The following is a 22,191-nucleotide window of genomic DNA, read 5'->3' as shown; positions in this document are numbered from 1 at the left end:
ATGCAAGGTTCGGTTGTAGATACCGTCTGCGCCTGACATAGGCTGGGCTTGTAGGGCTGTCTGGCGCATTTCGACTTGCCATAAAAGATCGTGTTCTCTGTGGTTCCCAAACACCACAGGAGCACATCATGCCCACTGATCCGTGCCTGGCGACCCTGGTTCGCCGCGACTGGCTGGACGCTGGCCCGCTCGGTCACCTCATTGACCCGTACATCGTAGCGCTGCGCGGCCAGCGCTACGGCGAGCGCACCATTCGCGGCTACGTCGGCTGCCTCGCCCATTTCTGTCATTGGATGGCGTGCGACGCGATCGCATGGTCGGCACCGGAGGCTGTGTCGCTCGTCGAGCGCTTCTTGCGCGATCACCTGCCGACCTGTGTCTGTCCAGTCCCCTGCTATGCCTCGGTTGCGAGTTCTGGGGCAGCGCTACGCCACCTCCTGAAGCTGTTGCCGGCCAGTCAGCCCGCTGTGCTCACAGATCCAGTGACGGTTGAACTGGAGCGCTTTGGTCAGTATCTCTCGAGCACCTGCGGCCTCGCGCCCGTCACCTGCGACCGACGCCTACACATCGTCGGTTGCTTTCTGGTTCGGGCGTTCGGAAGCCGGGCAGCGACGGTGTCGCAGATTGCCAGCGTGCAGTTGGATGAGTTCTTCGCGGAACTCAGCACGCACTTGCAGCCGGCATCGCTGCGGACGGCATGCAACAGCCTTCGCAGCTACTTTCGTTATCGGGCTCTGCTCGGTGACTCGACCGCCGGGCTGGCTGCAGCCTTGCCAAGAGTCGCGGATTGGCAACGCACCACCTTGCCCAAAGTCCTGTCGGACGCCGAACTTGAAGCCTTCCTGGCCACGTTCGATCTCACTGATCCAGTCGGATTGCGCGACTACGCAATTGCGCGCTGCCTGCTTGATCTGGGGCTACGCGGACAGGAGGTGACCTACCTCACTCTGGAGTCCTTGGACTGGCGCCAGGCAACGCTGACGATCAGCGGCACCAAGAGCAAACGCGTGCAGCAGTTGCCGCTACCCGCAGTCACCGGTGAAGCGATTGCGCGCTACCTGCGCGAGGGGCGGCCGACGCAGAGTCAGAATCGCGCGCTATTCGTACGGCATCGTGCACCGTTCGATAGACCTCTGGGTGTGCCGGCGATCCGCAATGCGATGAACCGCGCCTTCGTTCGCTGCGGTCTGCGCGATCGGTTCTGCAATACCCATGTTCTTCGGCGCACGGCCGCGACCCGTTTGCATCGCGCGGGAGCCTCCATCAAGGAGATTGCCGATCTGCTGCGCCACCAAAGTCTCGATACGGCACGTGTCTACGCCCGCGTCGATCTGGTTGGCCTACGTGCCGTGGCGATGCCGTGGCCGGGGTGCACATCATGAGTGCCGCCGTGTCCTGGATCTCGCGAGTCGAGGCGTACCTGGCCTATCGGCGCCGTCATGGGTTCGCGCTCAGTATCGATGAAACCCAGCTCATCTCGTTTGCCCGCTTTGCCGACGGGCTCGGAACGGCAGAGTACCTGACCGTGGCCCTTGCGATCGAATGGGCCCAGCGTTCTCGCCGCCCCAGTCCACTCAGCTGGGGGCGTCGAATCGAGGTGCTGCGGGGCTTCGCGCGATACTGCCTGCAACTCGATCCGCGCACCGAGATTCCGCCGCAATCGCTCTTCGGTCCGGCTCATCGGCGCTTGGTCCCTCACATCTATAGCGAGGCGGAGTTGATTGCACTGCTCGAGGCGGCCAAGGGCCTGCCTCCACCGGGTGGGATGCGGCCAGCCACCTCCCGCTGTGTCTTTGGCTTGCTTGCAAGTTGCGGTCTGCGTATCTCCGAGGCGTTGGCGTTGAGCCGCAGTGACATCGACCTCGACACGGGCGTTCTTCACGTCCGGGAAGCGAAGTTCCATCAACAGCGTCTGGTACCGCTCCACCCCAGTGTCTGCGAGGCCCTGCGTGCGTACGCCAGCTTGCGTGAGGCGCACTTCCCCAGGCCGCTGTGCGACCGGTTCTTTGTGCGCGACGACGGCCACGCGGTCAATCAGGCAGCCATCCGCTACGCACTGCAGACGCTGTGCCGGCAACTGGGTTGGCAGCCTCGTGGCGACTATCCCCATCATCGACTGCACGACTTGCGGCACACCTTCGTCGTGCGTGCCACGCTGCGCTTCTACCAGCAAGGCATCGATGTCGATCGAGCGGTCCTGGCACTCTCTACCTACATCGGTCATGCGAAGGTCAGCGATACCTACTGGTACTTCACTGGCATTCCCGAACTGATGGCCATCGCCGCTGAACGTTTCGAGCGTTACGCAGAGGGAGCACCGCAATGAACGCCTTGCTCACCGACCCCGCCGAATTCGCCTCCTTGCTCCAGCGGTTCTTTGCCGAACGGTTGTTACAGCAGAAGAATGCCAGCCCGCGAACGATTGCCGCCTACCGCGACACCTTCCGGTTGCTGTTCGGCTATGCCGAAAGAGAAAGGGGAACGCCGCCGGCGAAGCTAACGCTGAACGACTTCGATTCGACGCTGACCCTCGACTTTCTGACCTATCTGGAAACGGAGCGTCGTAATACGGTGCGCAGCCGCAATGCACGGTTGGCCGCCGTTCGCGCCTTTGCCCATTACGTCGCGCTGCAATGCCCACCAGCCTTGCAGCTCATGCAGCAGATCCTGGCGATCCCAATGAAGCGTTTCGAGAAACCCCTCCTCGGGTTTCTCTCCCGCGACGAGGTTCAAGCGCTCCTCGCTGCGCCAGACATCACGACCTGGTGCGGTCTGCGCGATCGGATGATGCTCACGCTGCTCTACAACACCGGCGCCCGCGTCTCCGAAATGATCGGCATCCGGGTCGCCGACGTCACCCTCGCAACCACTTCATCGGTGCGCCTGCATGGCAAAGGCCGCAAGCAACGAACCGTCCCACTCTGGAAAGAGACAGCTGCCGAAATCCGACGTTGGTTGGCGTATGCGGATCTGAAGGCCGAGCACCCACTCGTACCGACCCGCAAGGGCCTGCCGATGACACGCACGAATGTGGCTGAACGGCTTGCCCTCGCGGTCAGTGAAGCGACAGAACGATGTCCTCAACTACAAGGTCGCCGCATCTCGCCACACACATTGCGCCATACGACCGCAATGCACTTGCTACAGGCTGGCGTCGATCTCACTGTCATCGCCCTGTGGCTGGGGCACGAAAGCCCAGTCACGACTCACGGATACGTCGAGGCCGATCTCGCCATGAAGGAGCGTGCGCTGGCCACCATCGCGCCGCCCGGGGCGGGGAAACGCCAACGCTATCGTCCGACTGACGCCGTCCTCAAGTTCCTCGAAAGCCTCTGAAATTATGCAAAGCAGAGCACGCGACCCTCCGTAGAGGACAGCACTCGAGGCCGAAGGGCTTGCATAATCGACGACCGCGCATAATTCCTCCCAACGACGAAGGGGCGGATGGCGTTTTCGGCGGGGTTGTTGTCGATCGGCAGATCGCCCCGTTCGAGGTAGCGCGTCAGTCGCGGCCACTGCCGATGCAGGTAGCCCAGGGCACCGCCGAGCACCGAGGTGGGCGGCACGGTGGGGAGCACCTGATCGAGCCAACCGCGAAGCTCACCGATGACGGCACGGCTTCGGCTCTGGCGTAGCGCCAGACGCTCGACGTCGCTCAGTTCGCGCGCCTCCTTCTCGATGGCGTAGAGCTTGCCGATCAGGGCCAGCGCTTCGTGGGCACGACCGCGCTTGCCCTCGGGCAGCACCTTGCCGGCGTCGACGAAACGGCGGCGTGCATGGACCCAGCAACCGAGCCGGGTCACCCCTTCGGTGAAGGCAATTGCGCCGTAGCTCTCGAGCCCGTCGGCCATCAGATGCCCCTTCCAGCCTTCGAGCAGGCGCAAGGGCACCGCCTGCGCGCGGCTCGGATCGTACTCGAAGAGAATCACCGGCCTACCCGGCGGGCCACCGCGCTGGACCCACATCTGGCTCTTGCTGGTCGCCGCCCGGCCAGGCTCCTTGAGCACCTGGACCGGGGTTTCGTCCATGTGGATGACGTCATGCCCGAGCAGCACGTCGCGCATCAGGTTGGCGATCGGCTGCAGCGCCTGCGCGGTGCCGATCACCCAGCGCGCCAGGGTCTGGCGCGGCACGAGCACGCCTGCGCGGGCGAGCACGTACTCGAAACGCGCCAGCGGCAGCCCATCGACGTACTTGGTGACGAGCAGCATCGCCAGCAGGTCGTTGCTCGCGTTGCTCTTGGGCAGCACCTGCGCCGGGGCGCGGGCGCTGACCGGCGCCTGATCGCCCTTGGGGCAACCGTAGCGCTTCTTGATGTGGCGCAGCACACGCACCTGCATCGGCACGATATCGAGCTGTTCGCTGACGTCCTGGCCGATCTCGACCATGGGCGTGCCGCAGGCGCAGGTGCGCTCGGCCTCGGGGACGTCGTGGACGACGTCGATGCGCGGCAGCTCGATCGGCAAGGGCTTGCGCTTGCCGCGCGCCTTCTTCTTGCCGGTGTCGGCGAGCGTCTGGCCAGCCGGCTCGGTGGCCGGCGGCGGCAAGGTCGCGGTGTCGCCCGCCTCGGGCGCGGATGCGGCCAGCGCTTCGGCCTCGTCGAAGAGCCAGCCCTGGCCCGCGTGCGATTCGCTGCTGGGCCCGAACATGCGCCGACGCGCCAGGCGCAACTGCTCGTAGAGCTCGAGGATGCGGGCCTCGAAGGCTTTTTGCAGTTCGGCCTCGCGGGCATCGAACGCTTTCTGAAGCTCGATCTCACGCGCATCGAACGCTTTCTGGAGTTCGACTTCGCGGGTATGGACGACTTTCTGGAGGTCGGCCTCGTGCGCCTTGATGGTGGCTTCCTGCGCGAGTCGAAGCGTCTCGAACTGGGCCGTAAGTTGGGCGGCGAGTTGCGTCTCGAAGGCACGCTGCTGTGCCAGCAACAAGGCTTTGAGCACCGCCGGATCGTCGGGCAACTGCGCGGGAAGGACAGACGCGCACACGCCGACAGTGGCATTCGAACGAGGGGCGGCGGTACGCTGTGGCATGCCGAAATTATACCCGATCACGCTACGTAACTGATTGGTAATGCAGCGTTTTATGTGGCTTTGCTGCCCACAAATCGAAGCCTTCGAGCAGCCACTCGAGCTCCTTCATCGTCAGCGTGCAGGTGGGCGAGCTCGCCTCGGCCGCCGGCCAGGCGAAGCGCTCGGCTTCGAGCCGCTTGTACCAGAGGCAGAAGCCGTTGCGGTGCCAGTACAGCGCCTTGAGCTTGTCGCGGCGGCGGTTGATGAACAGGTACAGCGCTTCGCCGAACGGGTTCAGCCCCAGTTCCTGCTCGACCAGCGCCGACAGCCCGCCGATGGATTTGCGGAAGTCAATCGCTGGCCGGTACAGAAACACCGCGCCGATGCTGTGCCCCGGGTGCATCAGTGCCCCCGCTCGGCAAGCGCCGCCGACAGTGCGGCCAGCCAGTCGACGCCAGGCAACGTCGCGCACTCGACCCGCAGCTGCGCGTCGATCACCACCGTGCAGCCCGCGCGGGCCGTCACTGAAGGTTCGATCTGGATCGGGACGAATCCACTAAGCTTGGCGCGGCTGGGCCGTCCGCCGGCCACCAGGCGCTTGCGCCATTGGTAGAGCGCCTGCGGCGACAGGCCTTCGCGTTCGGCGTAGGCCTTCGTGGTGATGCCCTCGGCCTCGATCGCCGACAGGTGCGACAACCAAAACGTGCTGCGCTCCGACATGCTCGTGCTCCCTGGAAAACGGAAGCCGAAGCATGCGGACTCACCCGGGGCTACGTAAGGATGGGGTTCGTGGAGCGCTTACCAAGGCTCGAGAAGGTCATCGACAAAGACGCTGTTGCCCTGTTCGCGCGGTCCCTTCTGCAACGGCAGGGCGATCAGGTTGCCGAATCCGCCTTGCGGCAGGATGTCTTGATTCGGGAACAGGCGGTCGTAGGAATCCAGTCCGACGTCCGGGCGGCGTTCCATCGTTTCCGTCAACAGGCAGGACCCGAGTCGTCGGGCCAGCGCCGCGGGAAGGGCTTCTTCGAAGAACAGCCAGAGATGTCCACCCCGGCCGGACCGGGAGCGCTCGAGCGCGGCCGGCAGGTGCACGCGACGACAGATTTCGAGAAAGGCCTTCACATCCTCGCACCAATCGGCCTTGTCGAAATCGACGGCGAGGAAGGCGCAGGTTTCGTCCGGGAACAGCGGATAGACACCCGCGACGAAGGGCTCGCCCGCAGGGTCGCAGCCGGACAGGTGCCAGCGGATGACATCGTCGGTCAGCGGAAGGAGTCGGCGATGAGGACACGCGGCGCACTTGATGCGCGGCTTCTCGCAGACCCCGCGCACCCACTCATTGGCGCAGGCCGGAGCGTACCCGGACTTGCCCGTACTCCGGCTCTCGAATCGCCGCGCGTACACATCCTCGCGGCCGCGGAACAGCGACCGGAACAGCGCGATCTTCGTCTCAGGCGACGAAGTTCGATCGACAAGGCCGAAATCCATTGGCTGCGACTCGGACTGCAGGATGTTGTTTCAGATCCAAGAATGAAGCCCCCACTGGCGCATTACTGTTCAGCAAATGGGGCGATCCTGGAAAGGATGTGGCCTCATGGACATATTTACTGCGCAGTGAATATGGCGTAACCGGACATCGAGCCGGGAACGACTCGAACCGGTTCCTGCGCGGCAAAGGCAGACTTTGCCGTCAGATTTACCGTCAAAAAGACGGACCTTGACAACCTGCAGACTGTCGGGACGTAGTGAAAATGCTGTTTATTTTCAAAAGCTTCCGGACGCTCAATACGCCGTTGATGTCGCCATGCAATTATCAACAGAAACGCCTATCTCGTTGATTAATAACGGCAATCTCAATCCACCTCACTCCCACTCGATCGTCGCCGGCGGTTTGCCCGAGATGTCGTACACCACGCGGTTGATGCCGCGGACTTCATTGATGATCCGGTTGCTGACCTTGCCCAGCAGACTGTGCGGCAGCTCCGCCCAGTGCGCGGTCATGAAGTCCTGGGTTTCCACCGCGCGCAGCGCGACGACGTATTCGTAGGTGCGACCGTCGCCCATCACGCCCACGCTCTTGACCGGCAGGAACACGGCGAAGGCCTGGCTGGTCTTGTCGTACCAGTCCGCGGCGCGCAGTTCGTCGATGAAGATCGCGTCGGCGCGGCGCAGCAGGTCGGCGTATTCGTGCTTCACTTCGCCGAGGATGCGCACCCCCAGACCGGGGCCGGGGAAGGGATGGCGATAGACCATGTCGTGCGGCAGGCCGAGCGCCACCCCGAGTTCCCGGACTTCGTCCTTGAACAGGTCGCGTAGCGGCTCAAGCAGCTTCAGGCCGAGGGTCTCGGGCAGGCCGCCGACGTTGTGGTGGCTCTTGATCGTGTGCGCCTTCTTGCTCTTGGCACCGCCGGACTCGATCACATCGGGGTAGATCGTGCCCTGGGCGAGCCACTTCGCGTTCGGAAGCTTCCTGGCCTCGGCCTGGAACACCTCGACGAACTCGCGACCGATGATCTTGCGCTTCTGCTCGGGGTCGGTGACGCCCTTCAGGTGCCCCATGAACTGCCCGGAGGCATCGACATGGACCACCTTGGCGTGGAGCCGGCCGGCGAACATCTCCATGACCATCCGGCCTTCATTGAGGCGCAGCAGGCCGTGATCGACGAACACGCAGGTGAGCTGGTCGCCGATCGCGCGGTGGATCAGGGCGGCCGCCACGGAAGAATCGACGCCGCCCGACAGGCCGAGGATGACGTCCTCGTCGCCCACCTGCTCGCGGATCTTGTGCACCGCCTCCTCGATGTAGTCGGGCATGTTCCAGTCGCAGCCGCAGCCGCAGATGTCGTGCACGAAGCGGGCGATCATCTCCTTGCCCTTGATCGTGTGCGTGACTTCGGGGTGGAACTGCACGCCGTAGAAGCCGCGCGCCTCGTCGGCCATCGCCGCGATCGGGGTGGATTCGTTGCTGCCGATGACCTTGAAGCCTGGCGGCAGCCCGGTGACCTTGTCGCCGTGGCTCATCCACACGTCGAGCAGGCCATGGCCTTCGGCGTTGCTGCGGTCCTCGATGCCCTCGAACAGCTTCGAGTGTCCGCGCGCGCGCAGCTCGGCGTAGCCGAACTCGCGCGTAGCCGAGCTTTCGACCTTGCCGCCGAGTTGCGAGGCCATGGTCTGCATGCCGTAGCAGATGCCCAGCACCGGCACGCCAAGTTCGAACACCGCCTGCGGTGCGCGCCAGTCTTCGGCTTCATAGACCGAGTTCGGCCCGCCGGACAGGATCACACCCTGGGCGCCGAAAGCGCGCACGAATTCGTCGGACACATCGAAGGGATGCAGTTCGCAATACACCTGCTGCTCGCGCACCCGGCGGGCGATGAGCTGGGAGACCTGGGAGCCGAAGTCGAGGATGAGGATTTTCTGGTGAGCCATGAGCGCGAAGGTCTCCAGCGTCGAAAAAAGGAAAGGCGGCCTGTGACAGCCGCCCGTCGTTGCGGTCAGCGCCGATCAGCTGATCTGGTAGTTGGGCGCTTCCTTGGTGATCTGCACGTCATGGACGTGGGATTCGCGCATGCCTGCCGAGCTGATTTCGACGAACTCGGCGCGCGCGTGCAGGGTCGGGATGTCGGCACTGCCGAGGTAGCCCATGGAGGCGCGCAACCCGCCGATGAGTTGATGGATCACGGCGGTGACCGCTCCCTTGTAGGGAACCCGACCTTCGATCCCCTCAGGCACGAGCTTGTCGATGTTGCCGGTGTTCTCGTCCTGGAAGTAACGGTCGGCCGCCCCTTTCTGCATCGCCCCGAGCGAGCCCATGCCACGGTAGGCCTTGTAGGAACGCCCCTGGAACAGCACGGTCTCGCCCGGCGCTTCCTCGGTGCCGGCGAACAGGCCACCCAGCATGACCACGTCGGCCCCCGCTGCGATCGCCTTGGCGATGTCGCCCGAGAAGCGGATGCCGCCGTCGGCGATCATCGGCACACCGCTACCGGCCAGCGCGTTGGCCACGTTGTCGATTGCGGTGATCTGCGGCACGCCGACCCCGGCGACGATGCGCGTGGTGCAGATCGAGCCCGGGCCGATGCCGACCTTGACCCCGTCGGCGCCGACATCGACCAGCGCGCGTGCGGCATTTGCAGTGGCGATGTTGCCGCCGACGACCTCGATCTGCGGGAAGCGTTTCTTGACCCAGTTCACGCGATCGAGCACACCTTGCGAATGGCCGTGCGCGGTATCAACCACGATCATGTCGACGCCCGCATCGGCGAGGCGTTCGGCGCGCTCTTCGGTGCCTTCGCCGACCCCGATCGCGGCCGCCACCCGCAGCCGGCCCTGCTCGTCCTTGGCCGCAAGCGGGTGCTCGGTGGCCTTCATCATGTCCTTGACGGTAATCAGCCCGCACAACTCTCCGGCATCGTTCAGGACCAGCACGCGCTCGAGACGATGCACGCGGAGCAGTTCCCGCGCCTCATCCAGGCTCGCCCCTTCGCGCACGGTGACCAGGCGGTCCTGCGGCGTCATCACCGCCGACACCTGCTGGTCCAGCCGGGTCTCGAAGCGGGTGTCACGGTTGGTAACGATCCCCACCACTTTTCCCCCGGCTACCACCGGCACGCCGGAAAAGCGGTGCTGACGCTGCAACGCAATCGCCTCGCCGACCGTCATCGTCGGGGCGATCGTGATCGGATCCTTGAGAATGCCGGACTCGTGGCGCTTGACCTTGTGCACCTCGGCGGCCTGCTCGGCCGGGGTCAGGTTCTTGTGCATCACCCCGATGCCGCCCTCCTGTGCCAGAGCGATGGCCAGGCGGCTTTCGGTAACGGTGTCCATCGCGGCGGACACCAGCGGAATGTTGAGGCGGATGCGGCGCGTGACCTGGCTCTGCAGGCTCACATCGCGCGGAAGAACCGTGGAGTGGGCAGGAACGAGAAGGACGTCATCGAAGGTCAGCGCCTTCTGGATCACTCGCATGGTTTTTTTCCTTTCGACCAAATCCGCATTATACAGAGGCCCCCATCACCATGTAAGCGACCCGATCCGGAGATCGCCGATGGTCCGAGCGCGCGCTTTCCAGCGCGGTCTTGCGCGCTGCCGCGCAGAGTTCAGCTCTCGCCCTCGGCGGAGCCGCCGCCTTTTTTCATCACCTTGCCTTCGTCCGCCCGTTTCTTGCGCACTGCCTTCGGATCAGCGATCAGGGGACGGTAGATCTCGACCCGGTCACGGTCGCGCACCTCGGCGTCCGCCCTGACCAGCCGGGAAAAAATGCCAAGCTTGTTCCGCCGCTCGAGTTCGATGTCCGGATACCTGTCGAGCAGGCCGGAGGCCGCGATCGCATCGTGCACGGTCGAACCTTCGGGTACCCGGACCTGCACCAGTTCCTGGCGCTGCGGCAGCGCATACACCACTTCGACATCGACCATCGTGCTCATCCTCATCCCCTTCCGTAAATCTGCCCGGCGCGCTTGACGAAGGAATCGACGAAGGTATTGGCGATGTGATTGAACACCGGCCCCAGCACTTTTTCGAGCAGCTTGCTGGAAAACTGGTAGTGCAGGCTGAACTCGATCTTGCAGGCGGTATCGCCGAGCGGGGTGAATAGCCAGTGCCCGTCAAGGTGGGTGAAGGGCCCATCGGTGAGGCGCAGCTTCATTTCGGTCGGGTAACGTTTGGTGTTCTCCGTACTGAAATGCGCCTTGATCCCGTGATAGTTGATGTGGATGGTGGCCGCGGTCAGTGTATCGGTTCGCGCGCGGACCTCGGTGCCGCCGCACCAAGGCAGAAACGAGGGATAGTCCTCGCAGTGGTCGACAAGCTCGAACATCTGCGTGGGGGTAAATTCGATCAGTACCAGCTTCTTGACATCGGCCATGAAACAATCGTCGAGCGGTGTGTGCATCGGACAGAACGAGGGCGCATCCGAGCTGTTAAAATGCGCGATTCTACCGCATGCAGGCATGCCCGTCCGCAGGGCACGCACCGCGTCCGAAGGATTTCCACATCATGAGCATCATCGAGAACCGCAAGGCCCACCACGACTACTCCATCGAGGGAAGGCACGAAGCCGGCATCGTCCTCGAGGGCTGGGAGGTCAAGGCCATCCGCGCCGGCCGTGCGAACATCAAGGAATCCTACGTCATCATCCGCAACGAGGAAATTTTCCTGTTCGGCATGCACATCACGCCACTGGCCACGGCATCGAGCCATGTCAGCCACGATCCGACGCGAACCCGCAAGCTGTTGCTACACAAAAAGGAAATTGCCCGCCTGATCGGCAAGGTCGAACGGGCGGGCTATACCCTGGTCCCGCTCGACCTGCACTACGTCAAGGGCCGCATCAAGCTGGAGATCGGGCTTGCCAAGGGCAAGAAGCTGCACGACAAGCGCGAAGACGAGAAGAAAAAGGACTGGGAGCGCGAAAAGCAGCGCCTGATGCGGGTCAAGGCCTGAGCCTTACAGCAGCCACAACGGCAGCACACCGACGGCAAGCAGCAGCAGCCACGCCAGCACACCGAGGCTGGTCACCTGCACCGCCATATCGGTGGCATCGACGTCCTCGCGCACCCGCAGCAGACGCCGGACCCCGTGATGAACCAACACCCCCGATGCCGCCAGTGCCAGCAGCGCGAACATCACCACCAGCCAGGGCTGGTCGAAAAACAGCGCCAGCGACGACAGCCACAGCGGCACCGGAGAGATCGACGCCACCATGTAGGCATCATGCAGATTACCGCTTGCCCCCTTGGCGATCGCGGCCTCGCGGATCGATCCGGCCATCAGGGGGACGCTAAGATGCTCGACGACAAAAAAAAGCATCGCCGCCAGCAGCCAGTTTTCATGGCTGGCATCGGGAAACACGCTCGCACCGACGCCGGTGGATGCGTACAGGATCATCAGCGGCGGCAGCAGGGACAGCGGCAGCACCAGGCGCAGGAACATCGTGCCCATCTCCGGCCGGCGACGCTCGATCTCGTCCCAGCCGGCGTGAGTTGAAACCAGCATCTGCGGAAATTGCATCAGGTTCATGATCACGCCCTCCTTGCGCCAATCGGCTCTTGGTGTACCGCCGGAAACCCGGTAAGGCACCGCCCAAGATAGATACATCACACTCTGATATTAGACTTCACCCATGTAAATGCAAGGACGGCTTCGCAAGCCGGCCCCCTACGATTAAAATTTCGACATCATGGAAATTCCACTCGAAAAAGCAGAATTCGAAACGCTCGCCGACTTTCGCTATCAGTTGCGCAAGTTCCTGCGTTTTTCCGAACTGCTGACCCGCCGCCACGGCATCACCAACCTGCAGTATCTGCTGCTGCTGCAGATCAAGGGCTTTCCCGGCCGCGATTGGGCTCAGGTCGGGGAACTGGCCGAGCGCCTGCAGGCGCACCAGCACGGCGTGGTGTCACTCATTTCCCGCTGTGAAAAGCTTGGCCTGGTGGAACGCCGGCCGGGGCGTGAAGATCGCCGCGCGGTCGAAGTGCACCTGACCACGGCCGGAGAGGCTCTGGTCGCCCGCATTGCCGATCGTCACCGCCAGGAGCTGAAGGAACTCGAAGGCGTGTTTCACGAAGTGGTCACGCACTTGCGTTGAATGCCCGTGCGCCGGGGTTGCGCACTGCAGCCACGCGCAGAGCGGGCGGGAGCCGTCAGAGATCGGGGGTTTGCGCCAGTCCGTTTTCCACCGCATAGACGGCAGCCTGCACCCGGCTGCTCAGATTGAGCTTGCGCAGCATGTTCTGAACGTGGATCTTGACCGTGCTTTCAGCCACGTCGAGGGCACGGGCGATTTCCTTGTTGCTCTGACCGCGGGCGACGTACTGCAGGATTTCACGTTCGCGCGGCGACAGCTTGTCGAGATCCCCGCCTTCGACCCCCGCCGCTTGCGCTGCGCCCGCAGCAATGCGCCCGATCCGCGCGCTCCCTCGCGGCTCCTGAGCGACGGCGCCGCGCACTCCGTTGAGCAGCTTGCCCATCATCTGTGGCGACACCACCGATTCTCCCTGAGCCGCGGTATTGATCGCGGACACCAGTGTCTCGGCCTGGATGTTCTTCAGCAGATAGCCGCAGGCGCCGACACGCAGGGTATCGATCAGGTCGTCGGCATCTTCGGACACGGTCAGCATCAGCACCCGTGATTCGGGCGATTCCTCGAGGATCAGCCGTGCCGTCTCGCACCCCGACAGACCGGGCATGTTCAGATCGAGCAGCACGACTTCGGGCCGGAACTGCGCGGCCAGGTGGATGCCTTCACGGCCATCGCCCGCTTCGCCCACCACCTCGAATTCCGGGTAGCTCTGCAGCAACGAGCGGATCCCGCTGCGAAAAAGCGTATGGTCATCGACCAGGAGGACACGAATCGCGCTTGCCTTCATGCTGCTACCTTGTTGTTGGTCCTGGGCAGCTGCAGCCGCAGCTCGGTTCCGCGCCCCGGCGACGAGCGCACGGCAAAGTGGCCGCCGATCCGCAGCGCGCGCTCGCGCATGATCTGCAGGCCAATATGGGCTTCACCACCATCATTGACCGCCTGCCCTTCGACGAAGCCGACCCCGTCATCGCGCACCGTCACCGACAGCCCGTGCCGCCCGCGACGCAGGCTGACCGACACCGAGCTCGCATTGGCGTGTTTGCGCACATTGGACAGCGCTTCCTGGACGATGTACAGAACCTGGGTCTCGGCTTCGGGGTCGAGCGGCGCACCATCGCCCTGGACCTCGAGATCGGTGGCAACGCCGGTTTGTTCGGCGAGCCGCCTCAGCGCCGCCGCGATCGCGGCATCCAGATCCTGCTGCTCGACGCGGGTGCGGAAGTGCACCAGCAGTTCCCGCACATCCTCGTAGCTCTCCTGGATGCCGCGCCGCAACATGTCGACCGTATTGCGGACATCCTGTTCCTTGTCTTCGGCCAGCGCGCGCTCCAGCATCTGCACCTGCAGGTTGAGGAAGGCCAGCCCCTGGGCGATCGAGTCGTGCAGTTCGCGTGCGAGCAGGTTGCGCTCTTCGGAGACCGCCAGTTCGCGCTCACGCGCATGAAGGCGCTGGTTCTCGATCGCGATACCCAGCTGCTGCCCGAGGGTTTCGAGCAGCTGCGAATCCTGTTCGCTGATCGAGGTCGGGGTCGCGAAAAACAGGTTGAACACCCCCAGCGGGCGCTTGTTGGCCGTGATCGACGTTGCCGAGACGGTCTGAAACCCAGCGCGGGCGCACGCGTCGCGCGTCAGGTCGAGGCTTCCCTCACGCACATCCAGCGCCAACGAACGCCCCCCCTGCACCACTTCTCCGCAGGCGCACTCGCCGCACGCGAGCACTTCCTCGCGGTCGAGAAAATCATCCGCAAGGCCATCGTGCACGATCATGCACAGATTGCGCGACTCCAGATCGAGCAGGCGCGCCGAACCCGCGGTCGCTCCCATGGTTTTCTGCACGCGCTCGAGGAAGCCTCGGCACAAGGAATCGACGTCGTTGGGCTCACGCAGGAAACCGACGATGTCGTACAGGATCCTGAGCTCGCGATTCCGGCTTTCGAGGCTCCGCGTCTTCGCATCCACACGCTCTTCGAGCGTGGCATAGAGGTCCTGGAGGTGTGCCGCCATCTGGTTGAAGCCCACGGACAATTCGCCGAATTCATCATTGGCGAGCACCGGCACGCGCGCATCGAAATCTTCTTTTTCCATCCGCTTGACGCCCACCTGGAGTTCGTAAAGCGGCCGGATCACGGTCAGGAAGAAAAAGCGCAGCAGCACGAAAGTGCCGATCACCGCCAGCACCACAAGCCCCACCTGGGACGCGCGCAGGATGTTGGTGTTGCGCCCGTAGCTGTGTTCCATGCGCAGCACGATGTCATCGATCGTGGCCACCGCGGCCGCGACCTGGGCGTCGAAGTCAAGCGCCTTCGCGTGAAGCATCGCCGGTGTCGGCGTATTCACGACATCCTCGAGGATCGGGCGCAGGCGCTTCCGCCAGTCTTCGTACAAACGCTCGACATCCTCCGGGATGCCGTCGTCCCGGGGCAGGAAGAGCGGGCGTTTGGGGTCGCCTGCGCGCAGATTGACGAGTACGTTTTCGAATTCGTCCACCCGCTGCCGGAGGTCGACGGCAAACGTCGCCGAAGGGATCTGGCCGAGCTCGTCGGTGCGGGCCAGATGGTGGGCGAGCCGGTACATGCGCATGCGCAGGCTGCCCGCGTCGTTGATCGCCGCCGCGGCCCCTTCCAGGTGCCAGGAAATAAACAGCGTCAGTCCGATTGCGGTCAGCGCGGCCAGGAAGAAACCGAGCAGGATCGCCGTAATCTTGACCGACAGCCCGGAGCCGCGCAGCAACATCAAAGTAGATTGAGTCGAATTCATTCGCGCAAGCTAGGGCCAAACAGCCCGAAAGGCAAGACGCGCGACGGTAAATCCGCCGCGCGCCTTGCCCTGCCTGCGCGGAAGGTCAGGACTGACGTGCTTCGACGCGACGCTTGGTCCGGACGATCTGGTAGGCGCGACCCAGATAGTTGAACGGCGCGGTCAGGATGTGCACCAGGCGGGTGAAGGGGAAGACCAGGAACACCGTCATGCCGAAGAAGATGTGGGCGCGGAAGATCGGATCGACCACCTCCATCAGCTCGGGCTGCGGGTTCAGCAGCAGCACGCTCTTGACCCACTCGGCCAGCGCCAGCATCACCGCCGGATCACCATTGTTGGCATGACCGATCGAGAACGGAATCGTGCTCAGCCCCAGGATCAGGGTGATCATCAGCCAGGTGATCACGAACACGTCGCTGCGGCGGCTGTTGAGACGGATGCGCGGGTTGTACATGCGGCGATACCACAGGAAGCTGCCGCCGAGCAGGCACATCGTACCGAACACCAGGCCGGCCCAGATCGCGATCCACTGGTGGGTCAGGTCGGACACGCCGAGCGCCAGCCACAGGCCGTGCGGCAGCACCAGACCGGCGAAGTGGCCAAGGAAGATCATCAGGATGCCGACGTGGAACAGGTTGCTCGCCACCAGCATGCCCGACTTCGACAGCAGCATCGACGAGTCGGTCTTCCAGGTGTATTGCTCGTTGTCGTAACGGATCCAGCTGCCGATCACGAACACGGTCAGACAGATATAGGGATAGACCCCGAAAATCAGTTTGGTCAAAGACATGTTGCTCTCCTCAGGCTGCCAGTTTGGCGAGCGAGCTGTGGTTTTCGATGACGCGGACGAGCGCGGCGTACGGGCTCTCCGCCTTTTCCAGGTTGGACGCCAGCACGTTGAAGACCTTGACGGCGTCGGTCAGGAAGACCCGCGCCTCGGTTTCCTCGAGTTGCGAGACGAACTCCAGCATCATCGGCAGATAATCGGGAATTTCGTGCTCGTCGTGCTGCAGACCGAACGACTTGTAGTACTCCGACAGGTCGATCAGCGCCGGACCACGGTTCTTGTCGTCGCCGAAAACATGGTGGGTCAGATGCAGGCTGTGCTCGGGGGTCAGATCGAAGGTCTTGACGTAGCTGCCCTCGAGCTCGGTCTGATCCTGGGCCAGTGCCCAATCGATGAAGCCCGCGATACGCGCATGCTCACCGGCCGAAAACAGCCGATCGCGGTCGATCGACTCGACCAGCCCGAGCGCACCGCCCTTCTCGGCGGCGGCGCTGCGCAGGTCATCGATGATCTCGCCGCCCGGATAGTCGAGCAGTACGGCCAGCAGTTTGTAGGTTTGCATCGCTGCAACTCCTTTTTCAGTAGTGCTCGCCGGTGACGTCGTGCTCGGTGGCATTGGGAGCCATCAGGCGCGACTCGACCGTGTCCTTGCGGCGCTCGGGGAACAGCGAGTTCGGCGAGATACCGACCGAAGACTCGTTGCCGAAGCTGAAGCCGACCTGGCCCTGGAATCCGTAGTAGTCGTCCAGGCGCATCTCTTCCTTCGAGGTCGGGATGACGAAGCGGTCTTCGTAGTTGGCGATCGCGAGGTAGCGGTACATTTCCTTCGCCATGCCCTCGGTCATGCCGATCGCGTCGAGCGCACGGGTATCGGCCTTGCCTTCGACGTGGACCGAGCGCTGGTAGGAACGCATCGCGATCATGCGGTTGAGCGCATCGACGATCGGCTTTTCCTCGCCGGCAGTCAGCAGGTTGGCCAGGTACTGCACCGGCAGGCGCATCGCGGAGGCTTTCGGGATGACGCCGTCGGCTTCGGTCGGCAGCGACTTCTGGTCGATCTGCGACTGCACCGGCGACAGCGGCGGCACGTACCAGATCATCGGCAGGGTGCGGTACTCGGGGTGGAGCGGGAAGGCGATCTTCCACTGCACGGCCATCTTGTAGATCGGCGACTTCTGCGCGGCGAGGATCCAGTCGTCGCTGATCCCGTCCTTCTTCGCCTGCTCGATGACCTTCGGGTCGAACGGGTCGACGAACATGCTCAGGTGCTGCTGATAGAGGTCGGTGGTCTTGTCCGTGCCGGCCGCGGCGGAGATCTTGTCGGCATCGTAGAGGATGATGCCGTTGTAGCGGATGCGGCCGACGCAGGACTCCGAGCACACCGTCGGCAGACCGTTCTCGACGCGCGGATAGCAGCCCACGCACTTCTCGGCCTTCGACGATTCCCAGTTGAAGAACACCTTCTTGTACGGGCAACCGGAGATGCACATCCGCCAGCCGCGGCAGCGGTCCTGGTCGGCGAGCACGATACCGTCTTCCTCGCGCTTGTAGAGCGCGCCCGACGGGCACGAAGCCACACAGGCCGGGTTCATGCAGTGGTTGCAGATCCGCGGCAGGTAGAGGTGGAAGGTGTTCTCGAACTGCTTGTACATTTCCTTCTCCATGTTGGAGAAGTTCTTGTCACGCGCACGGGAGGCGAATTCACCAGCGAGGTCGTCTTCCCAGTTCGGCCCCCAGGTGATCTTGTCCATCTTCTCGCCGGTGATCTGCGACACCGGGCGCGCGGTCGGCGCCGCTTCGGACAGCGGCGCGTTTTGCAGACGGGCGTAGTCGTAGGTGAAGGGCTCGTAGTAGTCGTCGATCTGCGGCAGGTTGGGGTTGGCGAAGATCTGCACGATCTTCCTCAGCCGGCCGCCGGCCTTCAGTTCGAGCTTGCCGTTGACCTTGGTCCAGCCGCCCTTCCACTTTTCCTGATTTTCCCATTCCTTCGGATAACCGATGCCGGGCTTGGACTCGACGTTGTTGAACCAGGCGTATTCGACGCCCTTGCGGTTGGTCCACACGTTCTTGCAGGTCACCGAGCAGGTGTGGCAACCGATGCACTTGTCGAGGTTGAACACCATCGCGAATTGCGCGCGGATTTTCATGTGTTTCTCCAGTCTGGGGCGAGCATCCGGCAGCCGGGATTCCCGTGACTGCCCGATCCCACCCGAAAGCTCTTACGTTTGCGGATTCCCGGAGGGGGGTGCAGCGGGGCGTCCCCGCCGCACCTCGACCCTTGCTCCTTATTTCTTGCCGATACCCACCGGGTTGCGCTGGGCTTCGCGTTCAGGCGTCAGCGGACGCTCCAGCCAGTCGATGTCCTGGTCCTCGATCTTGTGGATCACCACGACTTCGTCACGCTGGCAACCGACGGTGCCGTAGTAGTTGAAGCTGTAGGACAGTTGCGCATAGCCGCCGACCATGTTGGTCGGCTTGACGATGACGCGGGTCACCGAGTTCAGGATGCCGCCACGCTTGCCGGTGGTGTTCGAGCCGGGCACGTTCACGTTCTTTTCCTGGGCGTGGTACATGATCGCCATGCCGCGCGGAATGCGCTGCGACACCACCGCACGGCACACCGTCGCACCGTTGCCGTTGATCGCCTCGACCCAGTCGTTGTCCTTGATGCCGATGCTCGCCGCCTCGTCCTCGGACAGCCAGACGTACGGGCCGCCGCGGAACAGGTTGAGCATGCGCAGGTTGTCCTGGTAGCTGGAGTGGATGCCCCACTTGGAGTGCGGGGTGATCCACGACAGGGTCAGGTGCGGCTTCTTCTTCACGCTGTCGGGCACCATCTCGTGCGCCTTCAGGTCGACCGGCGGCTTGTAGGCGCAGAAGCCTTCGCCGAAGTCGAGGAACCACTCGTGGTCCTGGTAGAAGTGGGCACGGCCGGTCAGGGTACGGAACGGGATGTGCTCGTGGATGTTGGTGTACCCGGCGGTGTAGGACACGGTCTCGGACTCGATCCCCGACCAGGTCGGCGCGGTGATGATCTTGCGCGGCTGGGCGACGATGTCGCGGAAGGTGATCTTGTCCTCGTGACGGCCGGCGTACAGGTGGTGGTGGTCGATGCCGGTCTTCTTCGACAGCGCACTCCACGACTTGTGCGCCACTTCGCCGTTGGTCTCCGGCGCCATGCGCATCACCGAGTCGCAGACGTAGATGTCTTCTTCGAGCGAAGGCATGCCCTTCGAGACACCCTCAACCTGCACCGGGTAGTTGCACTTCTTGAGCTCTTCGTACTCCTGGGTGGTATCCCAGTCGATGCCCTTGACGTTGTTGCCGAGCTTGACCATCAGCGGGCCGAGCGCGATGTACTTGTTGTAGATCTGGCTGTAATCGCGCTCCACCAGCTTGATCAGCGGCATCGTCTTGCCCGGGATCGGCTCGCACTCGCCGTGCTTCCAGTCCTTGCCCACCCCCATCGGCGTGGCCAGTTCCTGTGCCGAGTCGTGCTGCATCGGCAGCGCGACGATGTCCTTGCGGGTGCCCAGGTGCTTGGCCGCAAGGCCGGTGAAGGTCTTCGCCAGGGTGCGGAAGATCTGCCAGTCGGACTTCGACTCCCAGCCCGGGGTCACCGCCTCACCCAGCGGGTGGATGAACGGGTGCATGTCGGTGGTGTTGAGGTCGTTCTTCTCGTACCAGGTCGCCGTCGGCAGGATGATGTCGGAGTAGGCGCCGGTCGAGTTCAGGCGGAAGTTGATATCCACCATCAGGTCGAGCTTGCCGGTGGGGCCGTGCTCGTGCCACTTCACTTCCTTGCAGTTGTTGCCGGCGCCGCCTTCCTGCATGACGCCGTTCTGGGCGCCGAGGAGGTGCTTGAGGAAGTACTCGTGGCCCTTGGCCGAGGTGCCAATGAGGTTGGCGCGCCACACGATCAGGTTGCGCGGCCAGTTTTCCTCGGCATCCGGGTCGGCGAAGGCGACATCGAGCTTGCCCGACTTGAGCTGATCGACGACATACTTCGACACGCTCGCCTCGTCGCTGGCGCCGGCGCGCTCGGCTTCGGCGGCGAGCTCCATCGGGTTGCGGTTGAAGTGCGGCGCCGAGGGCAGCCAGCCCATGCGCACCGCCTTGACGTTGTAGTCGGCGAGCGACGAACCCTTGTTGCGGTTCGGGCCGGCCGGCGACAGCAGCTCGTCGGCGTTGATGGTCTCGTAGCGCCACTGGTCGGTGTGGAAATACCAGTAGGAGGTCGAGTTCATGTGGCGCGGCGGACGCTGCCAGTCGAGAGCGAACGCGATCGGCGCCCAGCCGGCCTGCGGGCGCAGCTTTTCCTGACCCACGTAGTGCGCCCAGCCACCGCCGGTCTGACCGACGCAACCGCACATGTGCAGCAGGTTCATGATCGAGCGGTAGGCAAGATCGTTGTGGTACCAGTGGTTGATCGCCGCGCCCATGATGACCATGGACCTGCCCTTGGTCTTCGAAGCGTTGTCGGCGAACTCGCGGCCGGTACGCTCGAGGTCGGCGGCCTTGACGCCGGTCTGCTTCGCCGCCCAGGCCGGGGTGTAGGCGACGCTGGCGTCGTCGTAGGACTTGGCGACGTTGCCGCCACCGAGGCCGCGGTCGATACCGTACTGGGCGATCTGCATGTCGAACACCGAGGTGACGAACACTTCTTCGCCGCTCGCCAGCTTCAGGCGACGCACCGGCACGTTGCGGTACAGCAGTTCCTTCTCGCCCGGCACGAAGTGCGGGAAGCCCACCGAGACGACCTCGTCACGGCTGTCGATGCACGACAGTTCGGCTTCGGTCTCGCCCTGCTCGGCACCGGCCTTCTCGAGCAGGTTCCACTTGCCTTCCTCACCCCAGCGGAAACCGATCGAGCCGTTGGGCGCAATATAGCGGCCGCTCTTCTTGTCGAAGACGATGGTCTTCCACTCGGGGTTGTTGGCTTCGCCGAGGCTGCCGTCGAAGTCGGAGGCGCGCAGGTTGCGGTCGCTGACGTAGCCTTCGCCGTGCTTGCGCAGGACGACCTGCATCGGCAGGTCGGTGTACTTGCGCGCGTATTCCTGGAAGTACGGGTCCTGCTTGTTGATGTAGAACTCTTTCAGCGCGACGTGGCCCATCGCCAGGAAGGCGGCGGCGTCGGTGCCCTGCTTGACCGGCATCCACAGGTCGGCGAACTTCACGTATTCCGCGTAGTCCGGGGCCATCGACACGATCTTGGCGCCCTTGTAGCGCACTTCGGTGGCGAAGTGGGCGTCCGGGGTACGGGTCATCGGCAGGTTCGCGCCGGTGATGATCAGGTAGGTCGAGTTGTACCAGTCAGCCGCTTCCGGCACGTCGGTCTGCTCGCCCCAGACCTGGGGCGATGCCGCCGGCAGGTCGCAGTACCAGTCGTAGAACGAGCCACAGGCGCCGCCGATCAGCGACAGGTAACGTGCGCCGGCAGCGTAGGAAATCATCGACATCGCCGGAATCGGCGAGAAGCCGTAGATGCGGTCCGGGCCCCACTTCTTGATCGTGTACACGTTGGCCGCGGCGACGATCTCGGTGACCTCGTCCCAGCTCGTGCGCACGAAGCCGCCCAGGCCGCGCACGTGCACGTACTTGTCGCGCTTGGCCGGATCCTTCTGGATCGCTTCCCAGGCCTCGACCGGGTCGCGGCCCGCCTTGCGCTCGGCACGATACAGATCGAGCAGGCGACCGCGGATCATCGGGTGCTTGATGCGGTGCGGCGAATACAGGTACCACGAGAACGAGGCGCCACGCTGGCAGCCACGCGGTTCGTGGTTGGGGAGGTCCTCACGGGTGCGCGGGTAATCGGTCTGCTGCATCTCGAACGACACCAGGCCGTTCTTCACGAAGATCTTCCACGAACAACCGCCGGTGCAGTTCACACCGTGGGTGGAGCGCACCACCTTGTCATGGCGCCAGCGGTTGCGGTAGGCATCCTCCCAGTTGCGGTCTTCATTGGTGACGATGCCATGCCCGTTCGAGAAGGTGTCTTTGACCTTGTCGAAAAACCTCAGGCGATCGAGAAAATGACTCATGGTTTACTCCTTTCA

Annotated in this window: 20 protein-coding genes; 5 read left to right on the top strand and 15 right to left on the bottom strand. The window is 63.7% G+C overall.

Features of this window, described 5'->3' with window-relative positions; translation table 11 throughout:
- Positions 1 to 128 precede the first annotated feature (128 nt).
- From Tchl_RS12930 to Tchl_RS12920, 3 genes are read left to right on the top strand one after another with little or no spacing between them, the layout of a single operon-like run.
- A complete protein-coding gene (locus tag Tchl_RS12930; RefSeq protein ID WP_075148765.1) occupies positions 129 to 1,382 on the top strand; it encodes a site-specific integrase in 1,254 nt (417 codons plus the stop codon).
- Entirely contained in the window at positions 1,379 to 2,326 is a 948-nt protein-coding gene (locus Tchl_RS12925; protein WP_075149724.1) for a tyrosine-type recombinase/integrase, read from the top strand. The genes Tchl_RS12930 and Tchl_RS12925 overlap by 4 nt, the downstream gene beginning before the upstream one ends.
- On the top strand, positions 2,323 to 3,336 hold the full coding sequence (locus Tchl_RS12920) for a site-specific integrase (RefSeq protein WP_075148764.1): 1,014 nt from the start codon (positions 2,323 to 2,325) through the stop codon (positions 3,334 to 3,336). The genes Tchl_RS12925 and Tchl_RS12920 overlap by 4 nt, the downstream gene beginning before the upstream one ends.
- Before the next feature lie 2 nt (positions 3,337 to 3,338).
- On the opposite strand, the gene tnpC is transcribed toward Tchl_RS12920, so the two are convergent.
- From tnpC to Tchl_RS12880, 8 genes are all read right to left on the bottom strand, one after another.
- The gene (gene tnpC, locus Tchl_RS12915) at positions 3,339 to 5,030 is read right to left on the bottom strand and encodes an IS66 family transposase (protein WP_234997716.1); all 1,692 of its coding nucleotides are present in this window, start codon (positions 5,028 to 5,030) and stop codon (positions 3,339 to 3,341) included.
- A gap of 22 nt (positions 5,031 to 5,052) precedes the next feature.
- Entirely contained in the window at positions 5,053 to 5,412 is a 360-nt protein-coding gene (tnpB, locus tag Tchl_RS12910; RefSeq protein ID WP_083945234.1) for an IS66 family insertion sequence element accessory protein TnpB, read from the bottom strand.
- On the bottom strand, positions 5,412 to 5,729 hold the full coding sequence (tnpA, locus tag Tchl_RS12905; RefSeq protein WP_075148763.1) for an IS66 family insertion sequence element accessory protein TnpA: 318 nt from the start codon (positions 5,727 to 5,729) through the stop codon (positions 5,412 to 5,414). Before tnpA ends, tnpB begins: the two co-directional genes overlap by 1 nt.
- Positions 5,730 to 5,807: 78 nt before the next feature.
- Positions 5,808 to 6,497: a TOTE conflict system archaeo-eukaryotic primase domain-containing protein gene (locus Tchl_RS12900; protein ID WP_075148762.1), complete on the bottom strand. Its 690-nt coding sequence runs from the start codon at positions 6,495 to 6,497 to the stop codon at positions 5,808 to 5,810.
- A 375-nt stretch (positions 6,498 to 6,872) separates the two neighbouring features.
- Positions 6,873 to 8,438 carry a glutamine-hydrolyzing GMP synthase gene (guaA, locus tag Tchl_RS12895; protein WP_075148761.1) on the bottom strand — a complete coding sequence of 522 codons (1,566 nt, stop codon included), beginning with the start codon at positions 8,436 to 8,438 and terminating at the stop codon, positions 6,873 to 6,875.
- 75 nt (positions 8,439 to 8,513) lie between these two features.
- Positions 8,514 to 9,977, bottom strand: a complete 1,464-nt coding sequence (guaB, locus tag Tchl_RS12890; protein ID WP_075148760.1) for an IMP dehydrogenase — start codon at positions 9,975 to 9,977, stop codon at positions 8,514 to 8,516.
- A gap of 131 nt (positions 9,978 to 10,108) precedes the next feature.
- The gene (locus Tchl_RS12885; protein ID WP_075148759.1) at positions 10,109 to 10,435 is read right to left on the bottom strand and encodes an RnfH family protein; all 327 of its coding nucleotides are present in this window, start codon (positions 10,433 to 10,435) and stop codon (positions 10,109 to 10,111) included.
- A 2-nt stretch (positions 10,436 to 10,437) separates the two neighbouring features.
- On the bottom strand, positions 10,438 to 10,875 hold the full coding sequence (locus Tchl_RS12880; RefSeq protein ID WP_075148758.1) for a type II toxin-antitoxin system RatA family toxin: 438 nt from the start codon (positions 10,873 to 10,875) through the stop codon (positions 10,438 to 10,440).
- Between the two features lie 131 nt (positions 10,876 to 11,006).
- Between Tchl_RS12880 and smpB the strand changes: the two genes are divergently transcribed.
- Positions 11,007 to 11,453: an SsrA-binding protein SmpB gene (gene smpB / locus Tchl_RS12875; protein WP_075148757.1), complete on the top strand. Its 447-nt coding sequence runs from the start codon at positions 11,007 to 11,009 to the stop codon at positions 11,451 to 11,453.
- A gap of 3 nt (positions 11,454 to 11,456) precedes the next feature.
- Here the strand turns inward: smpB and Tchl_RS12870 are convergent, their stop codons facing one another.
- The gene (locus Tchl_RS12870; protein ID WP_075148756.1) at positions 11,457 to 12,029 is read right to left on the bottom strand and encodes a YIP1 family protein; all 573 of its coding nucleotides are present in this window, start codon (positions 12,027 to 12,029) and stop codon (positions 11,457 to 11,459) included.
- Between the two features lie 160 nt (positions 12,030 to 12,189).
- On the opposite strand from Tchl_RS12870, the gene Tchl_RS12865 reads away from it, so the two are divergent.
- Positions 12,190 to 12,597, top strand: a complete 408-nt coding sequence (locus Tchl_RS12865; protein WP_075148755.1) for a MarR family winged helix-turn-helix transcriptional regulator — start codon at positions 12,190 to 12,192, stop codon at positions 12,595 to 12,597.
- Positions 12,598 to 12,652: 55 nt separating this feature from the next.
- Here the strand turns inward: Tchl_RS12865 and Tchl_RS12860 are convergent, their stop codons facing one another.
- From Tchl_RS12860 to Tchl_RS12835, 6 genes are all read right to left on the bottom strand, one after another.
- Entirely contained in the window at positions 12,653 to 13,378 is a 726-nt protein-coding gene (locus Tchl_RS12860; RefSeq protein ID WP_075148754.1) for a response regulator, read from the bottom strand.
- On the bottom strand, positions 13,375 to 15,348 hold the full coding sequence (locus Tchl_RS12855; RefSeq protein ID WP_232311586.1) for a type IV pili methyl-accepting chemotaxis transducer N-terminal domain-containing protein: 1,974 nt from the start codon (positions 15,346 to 15,348) through the stop codon (positions 13,375 to 13,377). The genes Tchl_RS12860 and Tchl_RS12855 overlap by 4 nt, the downstream gene beginning before the upstream one ends.
- An 85-nt stretch (positions 15,349 to 15,433) precedes the next feature.
- Entirely contained in the window at positions 15,434 to 16,138 is a 705-nt protein-coding gene (narI, locus tag Tchl_RS12850) for a respiratory nitrate reductase subunit gamma (protein WP_075148752.1), read from the bottom strand.
- A 10-nt stretch (positions 16,139 to 16,148) separates the two neighbouring features.
- Positions 16,149 to 16,697 (bottom strand): nitrate reductase molybdenum cofactor assembly chaperone, encoded by a 549-nt coding sequence (gene narJ, locus Tchl_RS12845; protein WP_075148751.1) that lies wholly within the window; start codon positions 16,695 to 16,697, stop codon positions 16,149 to 16,151.
- A 16-nt stretch (positions 16,698 to 16,713) separates the two neighbouring features.
- The gene (narH, locus tag Tchl_RS12840) at positions 16,714 to 18,282 is read right to left on the bottom strand and encodes a nitrate reductase subunit beta (RefSeq protein WP_075148750.1); all 1,569 of its coding nucleotides are present in this window, start codon (positions 18,280 to 18,282) and stop codon (positions 16,714 to 16,716) included.
- 138 nt (positions 18,283 to 18,420) lie between these two features.
- Positions 18,421 to 22,176: a nitrate reductase subunit alpha gene (locus Tchl_RS12835; RefSeq protein ID WP_075148749.1), complete on the bottom strand. Its 3,756-nt coding sequence runs from the start codon at positions 22,174 to 22,176 to the stop codon at positions 18,421 to 18,423.
- Positions 22,177 to 22,191: the final 15 nt, after the last annotated feature.

This window comes from Thauera chlorobenzoica (genome assembly GCF_001922305.1).
Taxonomy (GTDB): domain Bacteria; phylum Pseudomonadota; class Gammaproteobacteria; order Burkholderiales; family Rhodocyclaceae; genus Thauera; species Thauera chlorobenzoica.
This window is presented reverse-complemented; position numbering and strand designations above follow the sequence as displayed.